The sequence below is a fragment of the Pseudomonas sp. GV085 genome (genome assembly GCF_003050925.1).
GTDB lineage: Bacteria > Pseudomonadota > Gammaproteobacteria > Pseudomonadales > Pseudomonadaceae > Aquipseudomonas.
Window position 1 is genome coordinate 13896 of the sequence record NZ_QAOV01000014.1, and the last position, 17756, is coordinate 31651.

Here is a 17756-nt window from a genome sequence, read left to right on the forward strand (position 1 = left end):
CACCACGAATTCCTTATAAAGAGTAACGATCATGACCCAAGTCAAACTGACTACCAACTTCGGCGACATCGTCCTCGAACTGAACGCCGATAAAGCCCCGATCACCGTGGCCAACTTCGTCGAATACGTCAAAGCCGGTCACTACGAAAACACCGTTTTCCACCGTGTCATCGGTAACTTCATGATCCAGGGCGGCGGTTTCGAGCCAGGCATGAAAGAAAAGAAAGACAAGCGTCCAAGCATCCAGAACGAAGCGGATAACGGTCTTTCCAACGACAAGTACACCGTCGCCATGGCCCGCACCATGGAACCGCATTCGGCTTCCGCCCAGTTCTTCATCAACGTGGCCGACAACAGCTTCCTCAACCACAGCGGCAAGAACGTGCAGGGCTGGGGCTACGCGGTATTCGGCAAAGTAACCGCAGGCACCGACGTTGTCGACAAGATCAAAGGCGTGGCCACCACCTCCAAGTCCGGCCACCAGGACGTACCGGCAGACGACGTGATCATCGAGAAAGCCGAGATCATTGAGTGATATTGCTGATTTCAGACTTGCATCTGGAAGAGGAGCGCCCGGACATTACCCGGGCGTTTCTGGATTTGCTCGCCGGACGCGCCCGCTCGGCGAGTGCGTTGTACATTCTGGGCGACTTTTTCGAGGTGTGGATTGGCGACGACGCCATGACACCCTTCCAGCGTTCCATCTGCCAGGCCCTGCGCGATTTGAGCGACAGCGGCACGGCTATTTTCCTGATGCACGGCAATCGCGACTTCATGCTCGGCAAGGCCTTCTGCAAAGCAGCCGGCTGCACCTTGTTGAAAGATCCGAGTGTCGTGCAGTTCAACGGTGAGCCGGTGCTGCTGATGCACGGCGACAGCCTCTGCACCCGCGACGTGGGTTATATGAAATTGCGGCGCTACCTGCGCAACCCGATCTCCCTGTTCATCCTGCGGCACTTACCGCTGAGCACCCGGCAGAAACTGGCGCGCAAGTTGCGCAGTGAAAGTCGAAGCCAGGTACGGATGAAGGCCAATGACATCGTCGATGTCACACCCGAAGAGATTCCGCGGATCATGCAGCAATACGGCGTGAAGACCTTGATCCACGGGCATACCCACCGTCCCGCGATTCATAAGTTGCAGTTGGGCGAGCAAGCGGCCAGGCGCATTGTGCTGGGGGATTGGGATCGTCAAGGGTGGGCGTTGCAGGTGGATGAGCAGGGGTTTGCGCTGGCGCCCTTTGATTTCACGCCGCCACCGCAGCTGGCAGCACCCGCGAACTGATGCCCGAAACACAAAGCCCTGTGGGAGTGAGCCTGCTCGCGATTGCGGACTCAAATTCAACATCATTGTTGATTGATCCACCGCTATCGCGAGCAGGCTCGCTCCTACAGGGGGTGTGCGGTGTTTAGTGTCCGGCCGAGGCAGCAGGCCCGGCCTTCGCCGTAAACGGCGGCTTGGCCAGCCACACGATCAGGATCAGCCCCATGAACATCCAGCCCAGCAAGGTGAAGTAATCCACCGTGGACATGATGTACGCCTGGCTGATCACCGTCTGCTCCAGCTGCGTGTAGGCCTTGGCCCCTGCCCCGCCCAGATGGGTCAATGCTTCGCGGGTCGCCGGATCGAACGGGGTGATGCTTTCGGTCAGGTAGGCGTGGTGCTGGTCGGCGCGGCGAATCCAGATCCAGGTGGTCAGCGACGCCGCGAAACTACCGCCCAGGGTCCGCAAGAACGTCGCCAGCCCCGAACCGTCGGCGATCTGACTCGGTGGCAGGTCCGACAGCAGGATGGTCAAAGTCGGCATGAAGAACAGCGCCACGCCAATCCCCATGAATAGCTGCACCATGGCGATGTGCTGGAAGTCCACTTCATTGGTGAACCCGGCGCGCATGAAACAGCTCAGGCCGATGGCCAGGAACGCCCCGCCCGCCAGCACGCGCATGTCGAATCGCGGCGCGTACTTGCCGACAAACGGCGACAGCAGCACCGGCAGGATCCCCAGCGGTGCCACGGCAAAACCGGCCCAGGTCGCGGTGTAGCCCAAGCGTGTCTGCAGCCACTGCGGCAGGATCAGGTTGATCCCGAAGAACCCGGCGTACCCCAGAATCAACACGATGGTGCCGTAGCGGAAGTTGCGATGGGCAAACAGGCGCAGGTTGACCACTGGGTGTTCGTCGGTCATTTCCCAGATCACGAAGAACGCCAGGGCCACCACCGAAATCACCGAACCGATCACGATGAAGCTGGATTCGAACCAGTCGGCATCGTTGCCCTTGTCGAGCACGATCTGCAACGCGCCGACGCCGATGATCAGTGCGATCAAACCCACGTAATCCATCGGTTGGCGGCTGGTGACCACCGGGCGTTTTTTCATCTGTTGGGTCACCACCCATGCCGCGAACAGGCCGATCGGCACGTTGATGAAGAAAATCCACGGCCAGCTGTAACTGTCGGTGATCCAGCCGCCGAGGATCGGCCCGGCAATCGGCGCGACCACCGTGACCATCGCCAACAACGCCAGCGCCATCCCCCGTTTCGCCGGGGGGTAAACTGCAATCAGCAGGGTCTGGGTCATCGGGTACAGCGGCCCCGCCACTACCCCTTGCAGCACCCGGAAACCCACCAGCTCGGGCATTGAGGTGGAGATCCCGCACAAAAACGAGGCCAGCACGAACAGCAGTGTCGCCCAGACAAACAGCTTCACCTCGCCAAAACGGCGACTGAGCCAACCGGTCAGCGGCAAGGCAATGGCGTTGCTCACGGCAAACGAGGTGATGACCCAGGTGCCTTGCTCCGAACTCACGCCCAGGTTACCGGAGATCGTCGGCAACGCCACGTTGGCGATGGTGGTGTCGAGCACTTGCATGAAGGTCGCCAGCGACAGGCCGATGGTGCTGAGCAACAGGCTGGGCGGTGTGAAAGACGCGTTATTGCTCATCGCGAATCCTTTGGAGCTGATTTCTTTGGAGCGGGGCTGGCGCTGCGCCGATTACTGGCGCCGCCGACCCTGTGGGAGCGAGCCTGCTCGCGATAGCGGACTCGCATTCAACATCAATGTCGACTGAACCGACGCTATCGCGAGCAAGCTCGCTCCCACAGAGGTCAGTGTGATGACGGATTGGCATATCAGCGTTGCGCGGTCTTGCTGACCGCGGCGCTGTTGTCGTGGATCAACTGGGTGATCATCGCGTCGACCTCGGCCAACTGGCGGTCGTAGACGTTGGTGCTGAACGAAGCCTTCTGCGGCGGTTGTTGCGCCAGCACCGGCCCGCTCTGATCGCGCAGGTTCACATCGACCATGGTCGACAGGCCCACCCGCAACGGGTGCCTGGCCAGTTCTTCGGCGTTGACATGGATCCGCACCGGCACGCGCTGCACGATCTTGATCCAGTTGCCGGTGGCGTTCTGCGCCGGCAGCAAGGCAAATGCGCTGCCGGTCCCGGCGCCGAGGCTGTCGATGGTGCCGCTGTACTTCACGTCGCTGCCGTAGAGGTCGGTTTCGATCTCCACCGGCTGGCCGATACGCATGTCACGCAGCTGGGTTTCCTTGAAGTTGGCGTCGATCCACAGCTGATCCAGCGGAATCACCGCCATCAGCGCGGTACCCGGTTGCACGCGCTGACCAAGCTGAACGGTACGTTTGGCCACGTAACCGGTCACCGGTGCGATCAAGGTGCTGCGGGCATTGTTCAGGTAGGCCTGACGCAGTTGTGCGGCGGCGGCCATCACGTCCGGGTGCGACGAAACCACGGTGTCATCGACCAGCGCGCTGGTGGTCTTGAGCTTTTGTTCGGCGTTGGCCAGGGCGTTTTGCGCCGAGGTCAGGTCGTCGCGGGCGTGGGACAGCTCTTCCTGGGAAATCGCCCCGCCAGCGGCGAGGTTCTTGCGTCGGTTGAAGTTGTCCTGGGCCTTTTGCACTTCGGCTTTCTGGGCGTTGACCTGGGCTTTCATGCCGTCCACATCGCTGTACAAGCCGCGCACCTGACGCACGGTGCGGGCCAGATTGGCCTGGGCGTTTTGCAGACCGATTTCGGCATCGTTCGGGTCGAAGTTCACCAGCACCTGGCCTTCGTGGACCAGATCGCCGTCATCGGCGCCGATGCTGACCACGGTGCCGGTGACCAGCGGCGTGACTTCCACCACGTTGCCGTTCACATAGGCGTCGTCGGTGCTTTCGCTCCAGCGCCCGTAAAACTCGTGGTAGGCCCAGACGCCCGCGCCGCTGAGCGCGACGGCGGCAGCCAGTACCAGCAACATGAATTTGCGCTTGCCCGAGTTGGGGTTGCCCTGGGTGTTTTCAGGAGGTTGAGTTGTATCGGCAGTGGCCATGACAAGTACCTTGAATTAGTGGGTCAGGGTGGCTGGCGTGGTGGTGGCCGAGGCGATCGCCTCAGGCTGGAAACCGCCGCCCAGCGCCTGCATCAACTGGATCGACAGGTCAATCTGCTCGGCATTCAGGTTGGCCAGCTGACGCTGGGCCTGGAGCAATTGCTGCTCGATGCTGAGCACGTCCAGGTAGTTGCCGATGCCGGAACCGTAACGCTGGACCACGGTGTTGTAGGAATCCTGGGCAATATCGGTGGCGTGTTGCTGGGCAGCGATCTGCCGACCGATATCGCGCAACTGGTTGATGCTGTCACTGACATCCCCCAGTGCCTTCACCAGGCTTTTGTTGTACTGCCCCACAGCGAGGTCGTAATCGGCGTCACGCGAATCGAGGTCGGCACGCAGGCGGCCACCGTCGAAAATCGGCACAGAGATCGTTGGTGCAATGTTGAAGAAGCGGCTGGCCGAACCAAACATCGCATCGCCCAACAGGGATTCGGCACCGGCAGCGGCGCTGAGGTTCAGGTTGGGATAGAATCGGGTCTTGCCGGCATCGATGTTTTTGCTCGCCGCCTCGACCCGCCAGCGCGCGGCCACCAGGTCCGGACGACGCCCGAGCAACTCGGCCGGCAGCACTGAAGGTAGCGCTACCGCTCTCGGCTGAAGAATGTTCGGACGGGCAATTTCATTGCCACGGTCCGGTCCTTTGCCGAGCAGCACCGCAAGCGCGATTTTCGTGCTGTTCAGGCGCTTTTCGGCGTCGATCAGGTTGGCCTGGGAAGTAGCTTGCAGGCTTTCGGTCTGCTGGAACTGGTATTGGCTGTCGATCCCGGCAGTCAGGCGCCGCTGGCTCAGCTCGAGCATTTGTCGGGTGCGCTTGAGGTCTTCGCTGGACAGGTCATAGACGATGTGCGCCTGCCCCAGATCACTGTAGGCCCGGGCAACATCGGCGGCCAGGGTCAGTTGCGCAGCCTGCTGGTCGACTTCGGCAGCGCGGGCCTGGCCGAGGGCCGCTTCCCAGGCATCGCGCTGACCGCCCCACAGGTCGAAGTTGTAATTGAAACTGGTGCTGATGTTACGCACGGTGGCGTACGCGTCACCCTGCCCGCGCGGGTCCTGGTCCCGGGCCAGCCGCGAGCGACTGACACCGGCGCTGGCATCCAGGGTCGGCATTCGCTCGGCGTCGGCGGCGTAGGCCGCAGCGCTGGCCTGATGGGCACGGGCGTCGGCGATCTGCATGTCCGGGCTGTCACGCAGGGCCTCGCGGATCAGGCCGTCGAGTTGCGGGTCGCCGAGGCTTTTCCACCAGTCGCTTTTCGGCCAGGCGGCTGGCGACAGGGTCACGCCGCCAAGGGATTGCCCGGCCTCGAGGCTCTTCGCATCGAGGTTGACGCCTTCGGTTTTCAGGCCGCTGTAACTGGCGCAACCGGCCAGGGTCATGGCCAACAACACCAGGCTCAGGCCGGTACGCAAGGGGTTACTGCTCATTTGTCACCTACCCGCAGCAGGGTGATCGCGTCACCGGCTGCCACCAGAATTTTCTTCAGGATCAGCTCCAGGGTTTTCAATTCTTCTGGAGTGATTGCACCGGTCAGTTCATTCATGGCTTCGGCGCCGATGTGCGGCAACAGCCCGGCGAGCTTCTGCCCTTCTTCCGTGAGTACAAGCTGCACCTGACGGCGATCCGCCTCGCAGCGTTGGCGAGCGAGGAAACCCTTCTGTTCCAGACGATCGAGCATGCGCGTCATCGAGCCGCTGTCCAGGGACAGGTGGCGGCACAACTCGCCCGGCGAATCGACGCCGAACTGGGCCATGATGATCAACACCTTGAACTGCGCGGCGGTGATGCCGTGGGGTTCCATGTGAGTGTCGATGATCCGGTCCTTGAGCAGCGCGGCACGTCCGAGCAGCAGGCCGAGATGGCAATTGTGGAAATCGTCTGGAGAGAAATGCTTCATCTGACCACCCGTTAGCTGCCTAGGCAGTGAATGTATGTCGAGATGTTACTGCCTAGGCAGCGAATGTCAACGAAATAGTTAGCAGGCTTGGTAAGTAGTTGATCAATGGCGTCGGATAATGCAAAAAGATCGCAGCCTTCGGCAGCTCCTACGGGTGTACATAAAACCCTGTAGGAGCTGCCGAAGGCTGCGATCTTTTGCTTTAAGCGGGTCTAGAAATCCCGCTTGTAGAAGATGTCCAGCGAACTGGCCACGCCACCCGCGGCTTCGAGGTAGACCTTCTTGCTCAGCTTATAGCGCAAGGCAATGGTGTTGGCCGGTTCGAACACACCGACGCCATAGCGCAGGCTGAGCTTCTCGGAAATATTGCCGCTGGCCACCACACTGGTGGCAGTACCGCTGCCCTGGGTGTCGAGCTGGAAGTCCTGGATGCCCAGGTTCTTGGCCAGGCCACTGGTCACTCCGGAACTGCCCATCAAGCCCAGACCGAGGGCCGCCTGGGCGAGCATGTTGTTGTCTTCGCCATTGCTGCTCAGCGGACGCCCGAGCACCAGATAGGACAGGGCCTGCTCCTGGCTCATGGCCGGTTCGGAGAAGATCTGTGTGGTCGGCTGCTCGGCGCTGCCACTCAGGCGAATGCCGGCGATGATGTCGTCGGTCTTGCGAATGGCCTCGATGTCCAGGTACGGCTGATCGATGGGCCCGGCAAACAGCAAGCGTGCCCGGCGCACCGAAAGCCGCTGGCCGTAGGCGCGGTATCGGCCATCGTTCAGCCACAGCTCGCCACGGGTGTCCATGTTGTCACCGATGTGCACATGCCCCTGCACATTCGCGGTCAAGCCAAACCCGGCGAAGCTCAACTTGTCCTCGCCGACCAGCACCTCGATGTCCATCTTCATCGCCAGCGGCGGCTTGCCCTCATCGGTTTGCTGACCGACGATCACCGTGTCATCGGAGACCTTGACCGTCGACGGCGGCAAATCGCGAATGGTGATTTCGCCCTTGGGCACCAGCACTTTACCGGCGATGGCCAACTCGCCATCCTTCATCGAGATTTTCAGATCCGGTGCGACCTCAAGCTTGGCGTAAGGCTCGACGGTGACCGGCAACTGCGAGCCCCTGAGCGCCAGGTCCACCATCAGCGCTTGCCCCCAGGCGATGTTGCCGTTCAGGCTGCCTTGCCCAACCTTGCCGCTGTTCCAGCCACCATTGATCGATACGTTTTCGCCGGCGATCAGCGCTTGAACGTGCAGGTTTTGCAGCTCCATCGGCAGTTCAGGTCCGGCAATCACGCCGTCGCTGAGTTGCAGGCTGCCATTGATCTGTGGCGCCAACAGCCCACCGGAAATCGTGCCACTGCCATTGAGGTGCCCGGCCAGCTTTTCGACCATTGGCACAAACGGCCGCGCCACCGACAGATCCAGCCCGCTCAAGCGGAACGAGCCGCTCAACGGTTTGTTCTTCGGCAACGGATTGAGTTGCGCCTGCACCATCAGCTCACCGAGCTTGCCACCGACGAAATTGAGCTCGGTGTCGATGCGTTTGGGCGTGAGTTTGCTGGTGAGTTTCAGAGTCTGGTACGGGAAGTCCAGCCACTGGTCCTTATCCTTGATGCGCAACGTGCCCCCGCCGGCATCGACGCTGATCTGGCCGTTCGGGCCACTGGCCGGCAGGTCCAGTTGCAGGTCGGCGTTGAGGCGGCCCTGCCAGGCGAAATCCTTCGGCAACCATTGCGCAAGGCTGTCGATCGGGAACTGCTTGAGGTGATAACGCAGTTTCGGCTCGGGCATCAGGCGCGAGTCTTCTCCACACAGGCTGGCCTGGCCGGATGCCCAGCAATGGGCGCCAAAATTGATTTTGCCGTCCGCCAGGCGTTCGAGTTTCGCCGGCCCTTGCAGCTTCCAGTCCTGGCCACCGGCCTGGATATCACCGCTGGCCAGGCGTCCGCGCCAATTGCCCTTGTCCAGTGCACCGTCCAGACCCAGCGCCAGTTTCAGCTTCGGCCCTTGCAGATCGAGGCTCAGCTTCTGGTTTTTGATGTCACCCTGACCGCTGGCGGTCAGCGTTCCCAGCGATGTGTCACCGGCCCGGATGCCACTGCCCTTGAGGTCGATTTTCGCCCGTTGCGCACTGTCCAGCGTGGCGTCCAGGTTCAGGCTTTGCAGGCGATGGTCCTGGAAAGCCAGTTGCGAGCCTTGCAGGTCAAGCTTGCCTTGGGGCGCGTTGAGCGTGCCGGCGACATCCACGCGGCCATTGAGCTGGCCGCGCAGCTCTGGCCAGAGCTGGGCCAGGCGCGGCAGCTTGAGATCGATCTGGCCGGCGAGTTTCTGTTGCAGGCTGCCCTTGCCACTGATGCTGTTGTCGCCGAGACGAACTTGCAGGGCATTGAGGTTCCATTGCTCGCCACGGCCATCGGCCTTGGCCTGGATCACCGCCGGTTGACCGCGCAGTTTGCCCTTGAGGTCCAGGTCGGCATTGAGGCTGAGCACTTCGTTCTTCATCTCGCCCTGGCTGCGCAACGGCCCGGCCAGCGTACCCGGCAGCTCCGCGACCCAGTACGCGGGGTTGATCGCCGACAGGTCCAGCGCGGTGTCCCAGGCAATGCCGTCGGCGAATTGCAGGTTCAGGTGCCCTTCAGCCTTGCCCTGCCCGGCCTGAAGTTGAATCTGTTGCAGGTAGATTTTCGTCAGGTCGCCGGCGAAAGGGCTGGCCAGGGTGAAGGCGCCGGCCGGACCATCCGCCGCCGCGGCGAAGTGACCAAGGTACTTGCCGTCTGTGTAGGAGATTTCGCCGGTGAACGTGCGAAGCGCTACTTGCGGTTCGTCGATGAGCGGATAAAGCCTGTGCCACGGAAAGTCCAGCCAGTCGATCTTCGCTTCAGCGCTCAAGCCCTCGCTCCAATCCAGCTGCCCTGTGAGCTTGAGGCTTTGCTTGTCGTTGGCGGTCAGGTCCAGCGCGGCGATCTGCGCGCCCCTGGCGTCGACCTTGCCTTGCAGCGCCAGGGCGACTGGCCCTTGCTCGGCGGGCAGCGTGGCTTTGCCGAGCAGCGCGTAGCCGTTCTTCAAGTCGCCAGCCCCCGTGAGCTCAAGCTGATTGAGTTGCAGGGTGTCCGGCAGATCGGCACCGGGCTTGAAGCCATCGGCGGTGATCCGCACCTTGGCCGGCAGGTTTTCCACCAGCGGTTGCAGTTCGCCGGTCAGTTGCCCGTTGAGGTAACCGCTGCTGTCGGCTTTCAGGTTCAGAGTCTTGAGCAGGTCACCGTCGACTTTCAGCGCCAGCGCCAAGGGCTCAGGCGTCGACAACAGGGTCAGCTTGCCTTCGGCACTGAGGGGCCAGTTACCGGAGGGTTGCAGCAGGCCGGACAGGTTCAGGCTCAGGTCATCGCGCTGCAACGCCACCGAATCGATCCTCAAACCGGCCGCCGTCCAGTGCGCCGCCAGTTGCAAGCTCTTGAGCGCTTCGCTGCCGTTGAACAACAGGCTGCCGACCTTGATCTCCCCCAGTTCCAGGGTCAACGGTAACTTGAGCTCCGGGAGCGTGATCGGGCCGCTGTCTGGCTCTTCGGCACCCGGCGGGAACGTCAGGCTGACCTGATCGGCCTGCAATTGCTCGATGCACAAGGCCCTGCGGGACAGGCACAACGGCGACCAGGCAAAAATCACCTTGTTCAGCTCAACCCGATTATTGGCCTGTTGCCACAACACTCGGTCGGCACTCCACTGCCCGCCCAGCCGGCCCTGGAAGTTGTCCAGGGTCAAACCCGGCACGAAGCCCAACGCCCAGCGGCTGCCCGTCGCCGTCCCCAGCACCGTGGCCAGCGTCAGGACAACCAGCATCAACAGCGCCACTATCGCCAGCAGCGTTACTTTCAAACCACGCTTCACAGCTCAGGCCCCATGGAAAAGTGCAGTCGAATGCCGCCATCGTCGTCCAGCGCGTGGGCCAGGTCGAGGCGGATCGGCCCCACCGGCGATACCCAGCGCACGCCGATACCGACCCCGGTCTTGAGGTTCGGCAGTTCGAGTGTATTGAAGGCGTTGCCCTGATCGACAAAGGTCGCGATCCGCCATTTTTCGGCGATGGAATACTGATATTCCGCGCTGGCGGCCACCATGTAGCGACCACCGATGCGGTCGCCGTCGGAGTTTTCCGGGGACAGGCTCTGATAGTCGTAACCGCGCACGCTCTGATCGCCACCGGCGAAGAAGCGCAGCGATGGCGGCACCGATTTGAAGCCGTTGGTGGCACTGCCGCCGACCTGCACCCGCCCGAGGAAGCGGTGATTATCGAACACCGTGGTCAAGCCTTTGACCAGCGCCGTGCCGTAGAGCAGGTTGCTGTCGGAACCCAAACCTTCCTTGGCCACTCTGGATTCGAATTGCAGCCGATAGCCGTTATGCGGGTCGATGCGGTTGTCGCTTTTCAGGTACGAATAATTCACACCGGGCATCAGCAGGTTACTGAGCCCGGAGTCATCGCCAAGTTGGTAATCCTCGCGCTGCCACTTCAGCGACACCACCCGTTGCCAGCCGCTGGGCAATTTGCTGTGCCACTCGGGGCCGAGGGTCAGCAGCTTACTGTGGGTGTCGGTACCCGCGATGTCCTCATTCTGATAACCGCCGGCAAAACGCAGTTTGTCGGTCAGTGGCGGGTCCAGTGGAATGTCGTAGAACAGCCCGACGTTTTGCCGCGGTGCCGAGACTTCGGTTTCCCAGCCATAACTGTGCCCTTGGGCGTTGACCCAGTGTCGGGTCCAGTTGGCCTTGGCACGTGGGCCGACGTCGGTGGAGAAACCCAGGCCCAGGCCCATGGTTCGCGGCTTGCGGGTTTCGAGCTTGACGTCCACCGGGATCGCATCGTCCCTGGACGCCTTGGGTGCCGCGTCCACGCGCACGCCTTCGAAGTAGCCGCTCGATTGCAAGTTCTGATTGAGTTCGGCGATCAATTCCGAGTCATACGGCTCGCCGGCCTTGAATGGCACCATGCGTTGCAACAGCTCGTCATCGAACGGCGTATCACCCTCGAAATTGACCTTGCCCAAGGTATAGCGCGGGCCACTTTCATAGATCAGTTCGATATCGGCGACGCCGGCACGCGGGTCGACCGACAGTTTTGAACGGGTGAAGCGGCCGCTGAAAAAGCCATAACGCGAAGCCTGATTCTGGATCAGGCGCTTGGCATCCTCGTAATGACCATGATTGAGCACTGCGCCGGGCTTGAGTGCGTCGCTTTTGGGGACTCGAAAGGACTTGAGGGAGGCTGCCGGACCGTCGACACGCACCGTGACGTTACGCAAGTGCACCGGCTCGCCGGGGTCGACCGTCAGCACCAGGCGCGGCGTGTCGCCACCCTTCACCTCGCTGTCGATGTGCGGCTGGTAGTAGCCCAAGGCCTGGGCGGCCTTGTGCGCCTGTTCTTCGGCGCCGCGGCTGAAGCGCAGCAATGCCTGCTCGTCGCGATCGCCGAGGCTGCCGATATAGCCCTCTATATTGGCCTTCAGCTCATCATTGGACGGTTTGATCCGTACATCCAATTCACTTTGAGCCAGCGCCGTGCAGCTGGTCATCAGCATCAGCACACCGCTGGTAATTCTTCCTGGAAACTTCATAGGCGCGGATGCTATCACGAGCTTGAGAGCGTGATAGAGCCTGACAGACCCGGAAAGTTCGCCGCTCAAGCCGTTGCAGTATGTAACACCTGGGGATTGGGGTGAAAAAACACGTGTTCGCGGATCGGTCCTACGGCGACCTCACCAATTTCCTCGTAGCCTTGACGCTTATAGAACTCCAGATAGCGAGGATTCCCGGTGTCGAGAATCACGCCCTGTGAGTTTTCATCCACCGCGCACCAGTTGTGCACGGCCTGCAACAACTGCTCGCCGAAATGTTTGCCCTGGAATTGCGGATGCACCCCCAGCAACGGCAGGACGTGCACCGAGTCGTTCGGCACACAGGCCTCCACGGCAGCGTGATATTCGAGGTAGCGACGGGTGCAGCGAAATCCAGTGCTGAGCACCATGCGCAGGCGCCAGGCCCAACTTTCGGTGACACCAAGACGACGTTGCGGCGGCGCGATCAGGGCGATGCCGATCAGGCGGTCGTTGACCAGCAGGCCGATGGCCGGCAGGTCCTGGAGAAAATGCTGGGTCACCAGTTCGCGCACGGTGGCGCGAACCCGCTGTTCGTAACCGGGGCGTTCGGCTTCGAACAAATAGCCGAAAGTCGGCTCGTGTCGATAAGCCTGGTACAGCAGCGAACGCGCTTCGCGGGCGTAGCCGCTGTCAAGCATGTGAATATCGGCAATGGCGGTCGAGGTTTCGGGCATGACAGTTGATCTCCCCGGCACAGCTCGGGTGGCTGCACTCTTGTTGTTACGAACTGATCGACGCTGACACAGTTCCTTACAGATCCGAAATCAGTGTAGGCAATGAAATCGCCTTCGCGAGCAGGCTCGCTCCCACAAAGGTACAGACCACATCCGTTCCCTGTGGGAGCGAGCCTGCTCGCGATGAGGCCATTGCTGCCGACACAAAGCTGGCAGAACACAGTAAATCCCCTCACCCCACACTGGCCCGATTCCCACATGTCAGCTAGCATCGCCCTTTTGCCAGGACTGCCGGCCATGAAGATCGTCTCCTTCAACATCAACGGGCTGCGCGCCCGTCCCCATCAGCTGGCGGCGCTGATCGAAAAACACCAGCCCGATGTGATCGGCTTGCAGGAAACCAAGGTCCACGACGACCAGTTTCCCCTCGATGAAGTCAGAGCACTGGGCTACCACGTGTATTTCCACGGACAAAAGGGGCACTACGGCGTCGCCCTGCTCTCGCGCCAGGAGCCGCTGGCCCTGCATAAAGGTTTCGCCACCGACGAAGAAGACGCCCAACGACGCTTCATCTGGGGCACCTTCGCCGACGCCAATGGTGTGCCGGTGACCATCATGAACGGTTATTTCCCACAGGGCGAAAACCGCGACCACCCGACCAAATTCCCGGCCAAGGAACGCTTCTACAGCGATTTGCAGCAACTGCTGGAAAGCCAGTTCGAGAACCACCAGCCACTGGTGGTGATGGGCGATGTGAACATCTCCCCGGAAGACTGCGATATCGGCATCGGCCCGGACAACATGAAGCGCTGGCTGAAAACCGGCAAATGCAGCTTCCTGCCGGAAGAGCGCGAGTGGATGGCCCGCTTGAAGAGCTGGGGCCTGGTCGACAGTTTCCGGCACCTGAACCCGGACGTGACCGACACCTTCAGCTGGTTCGACTACCGCAGCCGTGGCTTCGAAGACGAACCCAAGCGTGGCCTGCGCATCGACCTGATCCTCGCCTCCCAGGGCTTGCTGCCACGGGTGAAAGCCGCAGGGGTGGACTACGAACTGCGTGGCATGGAAAAACCTTCGGACCATGCGCCGATCTGGCTTGAATTGAGCTAAAAAGCCCAAGATCGCAGCCTGCGGCAGCTCCTACCTATACCTGTAGGAGCTGCCGCAGGCTGCGATCTTTTAGCTGTCATTTTTCGGAAACCTTACTGACTTAATCTCCCGACACCTCCTTTGGCTATGTAGGGTGCCGGCATGATGCTGCGCGTGCTGTTCCTGTTGATGCTGTGCATGGGCTTGCCGCAGGCGGCTCCGGCTGGCGATTTGCCGACACCCGAGCACGTCCCGGTGCTGCGCATTCAGGGTTCCAACACCATCGGTGCGGCATTGGGACCGGCGCTGGTCGAGGGCCTGATGAATGAACAAGGCCTGCGCAAGATCCACCGCGAACCCCCGGACACCGCCAATGAACTGCGCATCGTCGGCGAAACCGTTCAGGGCCGGCGGGTCGTGGTGGAGGTGGCGGCCCATGGTTCCAGCACCGGTTTCACTGCGCTCAACGCAGCCAGCGCCGACCTGGCCGCCTCATCGCGCCCGATCAAGGACAGCGAACTGGCCAGCCTCGAATCCCTCGGTGACCTGAAAAGCCCGAGCGCCGAACAGGTCATCGCCATCGATGGCCTGGCGATCATCCTCCATCCGGACAACCCGCTGAACCAACTCGACACCGTGCAACTGGCGCGCATCTTCAGTGGCGAGGTGAAAACCTGGGAAGACATCGGCGGTCGCGGCGGACCGATTCACCTGTATGCGCGGGATGATCAGTCCGGGACCTTCGACACCTTCAAGGAACTGGTCCTCAGTGGCCGCGGGAAAAACCTGAGCGGCGCGGCGAAGCGCTTCGAATCCAGCGAGCAACTGTCCGATGCGGTCAGCGCCGACCCGCAAGGCATCGGTTTTATCGGTTTGCCCTACGTGCGCCAGGCCAAAGCCGTGGCCATTGTCGACGGGCAATCCCAAGCCATGCTGCCGCTCAACAGCCTGATTGCCACGGAAGATTATCCGCTGTCCCGCCGGTTGTTCTTCTATCTGCCACCCAACGGGAAAAATCCCTGGGCCCAAGCGCTGGTGGTCTACGCCCAAAGCAGCAAAGGGCAGGCGATTGTCGCCGCCAACGGGTTTGTTGCCCAGACCGTCCAGGCCATGGCCGTCACCCCCAATGCGTTGATGCCCGAGGGGTATCAGGCGCTGAGTCGGCATGCCCAACGGCTGTCGGTGAATTTCCGTTTCGAGGAAGGCAGTGCCAGCCTGGACAACAAGGCGCGGCAAGACCTGACGCGAGTGCTCGACTATATAAAGCAGCAAGACAAAATGTCCGGGCAAGTGACGCTGGTGGGGTTTGGCGATGCCAAGAGCGACCCGGCGCGCGCCGATCTGTTGTCGAAGCTGCGGGCCATGGCAGTACGGCGGGAATTGGTGAAGAGCGGCGTGGTGTTTCGCGAGATACGCGGATTCGGTGCCGAAATGCCAGTGGCGGCCAATAGCGCCGATGAGGGAAGGATCAAGAATCGGCGGGTTGAGGTTTGGGTATATTGAGGTTGAGGTTGAGGTTGAGGTTGAGGTTGAGGTTGAGAGGGTGAATTTACTGACGCCATCGCGAGCAGGCTCACTCCTACAGGGATCGCAGTGAACCTGTGGGAGCGAGCCTGCTCGCGATGAACGATAACGCGGTCTTACTGCCCGCTACGCATCATCTCCTTCGGCACATACTTGCCGATTTCGAACTTGCCGATCGCCGCTCGGTGCACTTCGTCCGGGCCGTCGGCCAGGCGCAGGGTACGCTGCATGGCGTACATGTAGGCCAGCGGGAAATCGTTGGAAACCCCTGCCCCGCCATGAATCTGGATCGCCCGGTCGATCACCCGCAGCGCCACGTTCGGCGCGACGACCTTGATCTGCGCGATCTCGCTTTTCGCCACTTTGTTGCCGACGGTGTCCATCATGTACGCCGCTTTCAACGTCAGCAGGCGTGCCATGTCTATTTCCATCCGCGAGTTGGCGATCTTGTCGACGTTACCGCCCAGCCGCGCCAGGGGTTTGCCGAATGCGGTGCGGCTCACCGAGCGCTTGCACATCAGTTCCAGTGCGCGCTCGGCCATGCCGATCGAACGCATGCAGTGGTGAATCCGGCCCGGGCCAAGGCGACCTTGAGCAATTTCGAAGCCGCGGCCTTCCCCCAACAGGACGTTTTCGTACGGCACCCGGACGTTTTCGAACAGCACTTCGGCGTGACCGTGGGGAGCGTCGTCGTAACCGAACACCGGTAGCGGGCGCACGATCTTCACGCCGGGAGCATCCACCGGCACCAGAATCATCGAGTGCTGCGCGTGGCGTGGCGCGTCAGGATCGCTCAGCCCCATGAAAATCAGGATTTTGCAGCGGGGGTCGCAAGCACCCGAGGTCCACCATTTCTTACCGTTGATCACCCACTCGTCGCCATCGCGCACCGCACGGGCAGCCATGTTGGTGGCGTCGGAGGACGCGACATCCGGTTCAGTCATGGCGAAGGCCGAGCGGATCTCGCCGCGCAGCAATGGTTCGAGCCAGCGTTGTTTCTGCTCTTCGTTGGCGTAACGCACCAGCACTTCCATGTTGCCAGTGTCCGGTGCCGAGCAGTTGAACGGCTCTGGCCCCAGCAACGAGCGGCCCATGATTTCCGCCAGCGGCGCGTATTCGAGGTTGGTCAGCCCGGCACCCAGTTCGGACTCAGGCAGAAACAAATTCCATAGGCCCTCGGCCTTGGCCTTGAGTTTGAGTTCTTCCATGATCGCGGTCGGCTGCCAGCGATCGCCTTCAGCAACCTGGCGCTCGAACACGGCTTCGGCGGGATAAACGTAGGTGTCCATGAACGCTGTTACGCGCTCACGCAGTTCCTGAACCTTGGGCGAATAAGCGAAATCCATGAGCGAGATACCTTCTTGGGGGAGGTTGTTTAGGTCATGCGATCGATGCTAGAACAGCGTTGATAATTTACCTAGCCTATTCTCGGCGTGTATAAACATTCATCACCGATATATGATCGGCTGATCGTCACGGTCAGTCCGCCCACACAATAAGAGAGCCGCGTAATGAATCTGAGCAAGGTCGATCTCAACCTTTTCATCGTCTTCGACGCGATCTACACCGAAGCCAACCTGACCCGCGCCGGGCAAATCGTCGGCATCACCCAGCCGGCGGTGTCGAACGCACTGGCGCGTCTGCGCGAGACCTTCAATGACCCGCTGTTCGTGCGCACCGCCCAGGGTATGGTGCCCACGCCGATGGCGCAGAACATCATCGGCCCGGTGCGCAACGCCCTCTCGCTGTTGCGCGTATCGGTGCAGGAAAGCCGCATTTTCAACCCGCAGCAAGCGGTCAAGACCTACCGCATCAGCATGACCGACCTCACCGAAGCGGTGATCCTGCCGCCGCTGTTCCAGCGCCTGCGCCGCCTGGCGCCGACGGTGATCATCGAAAGCTTCCTGTCCAAACGCCGCGAAACCACCAAGGAACTTGCGGCCGGTCGCCTCGACTTCGCGGTCGATGCGCCGCTCAACACCGACCCGCAGGTACGTCACGTCAAGTTGATGGAAGACCGCTACGTGTGCGCCATGCGCAAGGGGCACCCGCTGGCGGGCAAAGAGAAATTCACCCTGGATGATTACCTGGGCCTGACCCACATCCATATTTCCAGCCGCCGCAGCGGCCTCGGCTATGTCGACCTGGCGCTGGGCAAGATGGGCATCCAGCGCAAGATCGCCCTGCGCTCCCAGCATTACCTGATGGCCTCGCAAGTGCTACAACAGACGGACATGGTCATGACCGTGCCGGAACGCTTCGCCCGACGTAACGACCTGCACGCCTTTTATCTGCCGGTCAACGATGTGCCGCCAGTGGAAACCCATCTTTACTGGCACGAAAGCACTGACCAGGACCCGGCGAACCGCTGGATGCGCGAGCAGATGATCGAGTTGTGCCAGCAGGTGACGGCGCAGGAGAAAAAGCTCGACACTAAAACGGCGTAAAGCCGTTCAAAAGATCGCAGCCTGCGGCAGCTCCTACATGGATATGCATTTTCCTGCAGGAGCTGACGCAGGCTGCGATCCTTTT

Annotated in this window: 13 protein-coding genes; 5 read left to right on the top strand and 8 right to left on the bottom strand. The window is 61.3% G+C overall.

Features of this window, described 5'->3' with window-relative positions; translation table 11 throughout:
• The first annotated feature begins 31 nt into the window (after positions 1 to 31).
• Positions 32 to 535 (top strand): peptidylprolyl isomerase, encoded by a 504-nt coding sequence (locus C8K63_RS24770; RefSeq protein WP_008053603.1) that lies wholly within the window; start codon positions 32 to 34, stop codon positions 533 to 535.
• The gene (locus tag C8K63_RS24775; RefSeq protein WP_108219071.1) at positions 532 to 1284 is read left to right on the top strand and encodes a UDP-2,3-diacylglucosamine diphosphatase; all 753 of its coding nucleotides are present in this window, start codon (positions 532 to 534) and stop codon (positions 1282 to 1284) included. The genes C8K63_RS24770 and C8K63_RS24775 overlap by 4 nt, the downstream gene beginning before the upstream one ends.
• 124 nt (positions 1285 to 1408) lie before the next feature.
• Here the strand turns inward: C8K63_RS24775 and C8K63_RS24780 are convergent, their stop codons facing one another.
• The 7 genes from C8K63_RS24780 to C8K63_RS24810 form a co-directional block, all read right to left on the bottom strand.
• Positions 1409 to 2941 (bottom strand): DHA2 family efflux MFS transporter permease subunit, encoded by a 1533-nt coding sequence (locus tag C8K63_RS24780; RefSeq protein ID WP_108219072.1) that lies wholly within the window; start codon positions 2939 to 2941, stop codon positions 1409 to 1411.
• 188 nt (positions 2942 to 3129) lie between these two features.
• Positions 3130 to 4332: an efflux RND transporter periplasmic adaptor subunit gene (locus C8K63_RS24785; RefSeq protein ID WP_108219073.1), complete on the bottom strand. Its 1203-nt coding sequence runs from the start codon at positions 4330 to 4332 to the stop codon at positions 3130 to 3132.
• 15 nt (positions 4333 to 4347) lie between these two features.
• Positions 4348 to 5817 carry an efflux transporter outer membrane subunit gene (locus C8K63_RS24790; RefSeq protein WP_108219074.1) on the bottom strand — a complete coding sequence of 490 codons (1470 nt, stop codon included), beginning with the start codon at positions 5815 to 5817 and terminating at the stop codon, positions 4348 to 4350.
• Positions 5814 to 6287 (bottom strand): MarR family winged helix-turn-helix transcriptional regulator, encoded by a 474-nt coding sequence (locus C8K63_RS24795; protein WP_108219075.1) that lies wholly within the window; start codon positions 6285 to 6287, stop codon positions 5814 to 5816. The genes C8K63_RS24790 and C8K63_RS24795 overlap by 4 nt, the downstream gene beginning before the upstream one ends.
• A 212-nt stretch (positions 6288 to 6499) precedes the next feature.
• A complete protein-coding gene (locus tag C8K63_RS24800; RefSeq protein WP_108219076.1) occupies positions 6500 to 10171 on the bottom strand; it encodes a translocation/assembly module TamB domain-containing protein in 3672 nt (1223 codons plus the stop codon).
• Positions 10168 to 11895 carry an autotransporter assembly complex family protein gene (locus C8K63_RS24805; RefSeq protein ID WP_108219077.1) on the bottom strand — a complete coding sequence of 576 codons (1728 nt, stop codon included), beginning with the start codon at positions 11893 to 11895 and terminating at the stop codon, positions 10168 to 10170. The genes C8K63_RS24800 and C8K63_RS24805 overlap by 4 nt, the downstream gene beginning before the upstream one ends.
• Before the next feature lie 65 nt (positions 11896 to 11960).
• Positions 11961 to 12611 carry an N-acetyltransferase gene (locus C8K63_RS24810; RefSeq protein ID WP_103395455.1) on the bottom strand — a complete coding sequence of 217 codons (651 nt, stop codon included), beginning with the start codon at positions 12609 to 12611 and terminating at the stop codon, positions 11961 to 11963.
• 297 nt (positions 12612 to 12908) lie between these two features.
• On the opposite strand from C8K63_RS24810, the gene xthA reads away from it, so the two are divergent.
• Positions 12909 to 13721, top strand: a complete 813-nt coding sequence (gene xthA, locus C8K63_RS24815) for an exodeoxyribonuclease III (RefSeq protein WP_108219078.1) — start codon at positions 12909 to 12911, stop codon at positions 13719 to 13721.
• Positions 13722 to 13862: 141 nt separating this feature from the next.
• Positions 13863 to 15203 carry a phosphate ABC transporter substrate-binding/OmpA family protein gene (locus C8K63_RS24820; protein WP_108219079.1) on the top strand — a complete coding sequence of 447 codons (1341 nt, stop codon included), beginning with the start codon at positions 13863 to 13865 and terminating at the stop codon, positions 15201 to 15203.
• 137 nt (positions 15204 to 15340) lie between these two features.
• Here C8K63_RS24820 and C8K63_RS24825 read toward each other — a convergent pair whose 3' ends face one another.
• Positions 15341 to 16570 carry an acyl-CoA dehydrogenase gene (locus tag C8K63_RS24825; RefSeq protein ID WP_108219080.1) on the bottom strand — a complete coding sequence of 410 codons (1230 nt, stop codon included), beginning with the start codon at positions 16568 to 16570 and terminating at the stop codon, positions 15341 to 15343.
• Positions 16571 to 16735: 165 nt separating this feature from the next.
• On the opposite strand from C8K63_RS24825, the gene C8K63_RS24830 reads away from it, so the two are divergent.
• Positions 16736 to 17671, top strand: coding sequence for a LysR family transcriptional regulator (locus C8K63_RS24830; protein ID WP_108219081.1), 936 nt, complete (start codon positions 16736 to 16738; stop codon positions 17669 to 17671).
• Positions 17672 to 17756: the final 85 nt, after the last annotated feature.

Bases quoted from the DNA above. Each gene is read 5' to 3' on its own strand.
- C8K63_RS24820 (WP_108219079.1), top strand. From the start codon at position 13,863: ATGATGCTGCGCGTGCTGTTCCTGTTGATGCTGTGCATGGGCTTGCCG.
- C8K63_RS24770 (WP_008053603.1), top strand. From the start codon at position 32: ATGACCCAAGTCAAACTGACTACCAACTTCGGCGACATCGTCCTCGAA.
- xthA (WP_108219078.1), top strand. From the start codon at position 12,909: ATGAAGATCGTCTCCTTCAACATCAACGGGCTGCGCGCCCGTCCCCAT.
- C8K63_RS24795 (WP_108219075.1), bottom strand. From the start codon at position 6,287: ATGAAGCATTTCTCTCCAGACGATTTCCACAATTGCCATCTCGGCCTG.
- C8K63_RS24830 (WP_108219081.1), top strand. From the start codon at position 16,736: ATGAATCTGAGCAAGGTCGATCTCAACCTTTTCATCGTCTTCGACGCG.
- C8K63_RS24780 (WP_108219072.1), bottom strand. From the start codon at position 2,941: ATGAGCAATAACGCGTCTTTCACACCGCCCAGCCTGTTGCTCAGCACC.
- C8K63_RS24825 (WP_108219080.1), bottom strand. From the start codon at position 16,570: ATGGATTTCGCTTATTCGCCCAAGGTTCAGGAACTGCGTGAGCGCGTA.
- C8K63_RS24810 (WP_103395455.1), bottom strand. From the start codon at position 12,611: ATGCCCGAAACCTCGACCGCCATTGCCGATATTCACATGCTTGACAGC.
- C8K63_RS24805 (WP_108219077.1), bottom strand. From the start codon at position 11,895: ATGAAGTTTCCAGGAAGAATTACCAGCGGTGTGCTGATGCTGATGACC.
- C8K63_RS24790 (WP_108219074.1), bottom strand. From the start codon at position 5,817: ATGAGCAGTAACCCCTTGCGTACCGGCCTGAGCCTGGTGTTGTTGGCC.
- C8K63_RS24785 (WP_108219073.1), bottom strand. From the start codon at position 4,332: ATGGCCACTGCCGATACAACTCAACCTCCTGAAAACACCCAGGGCAAC.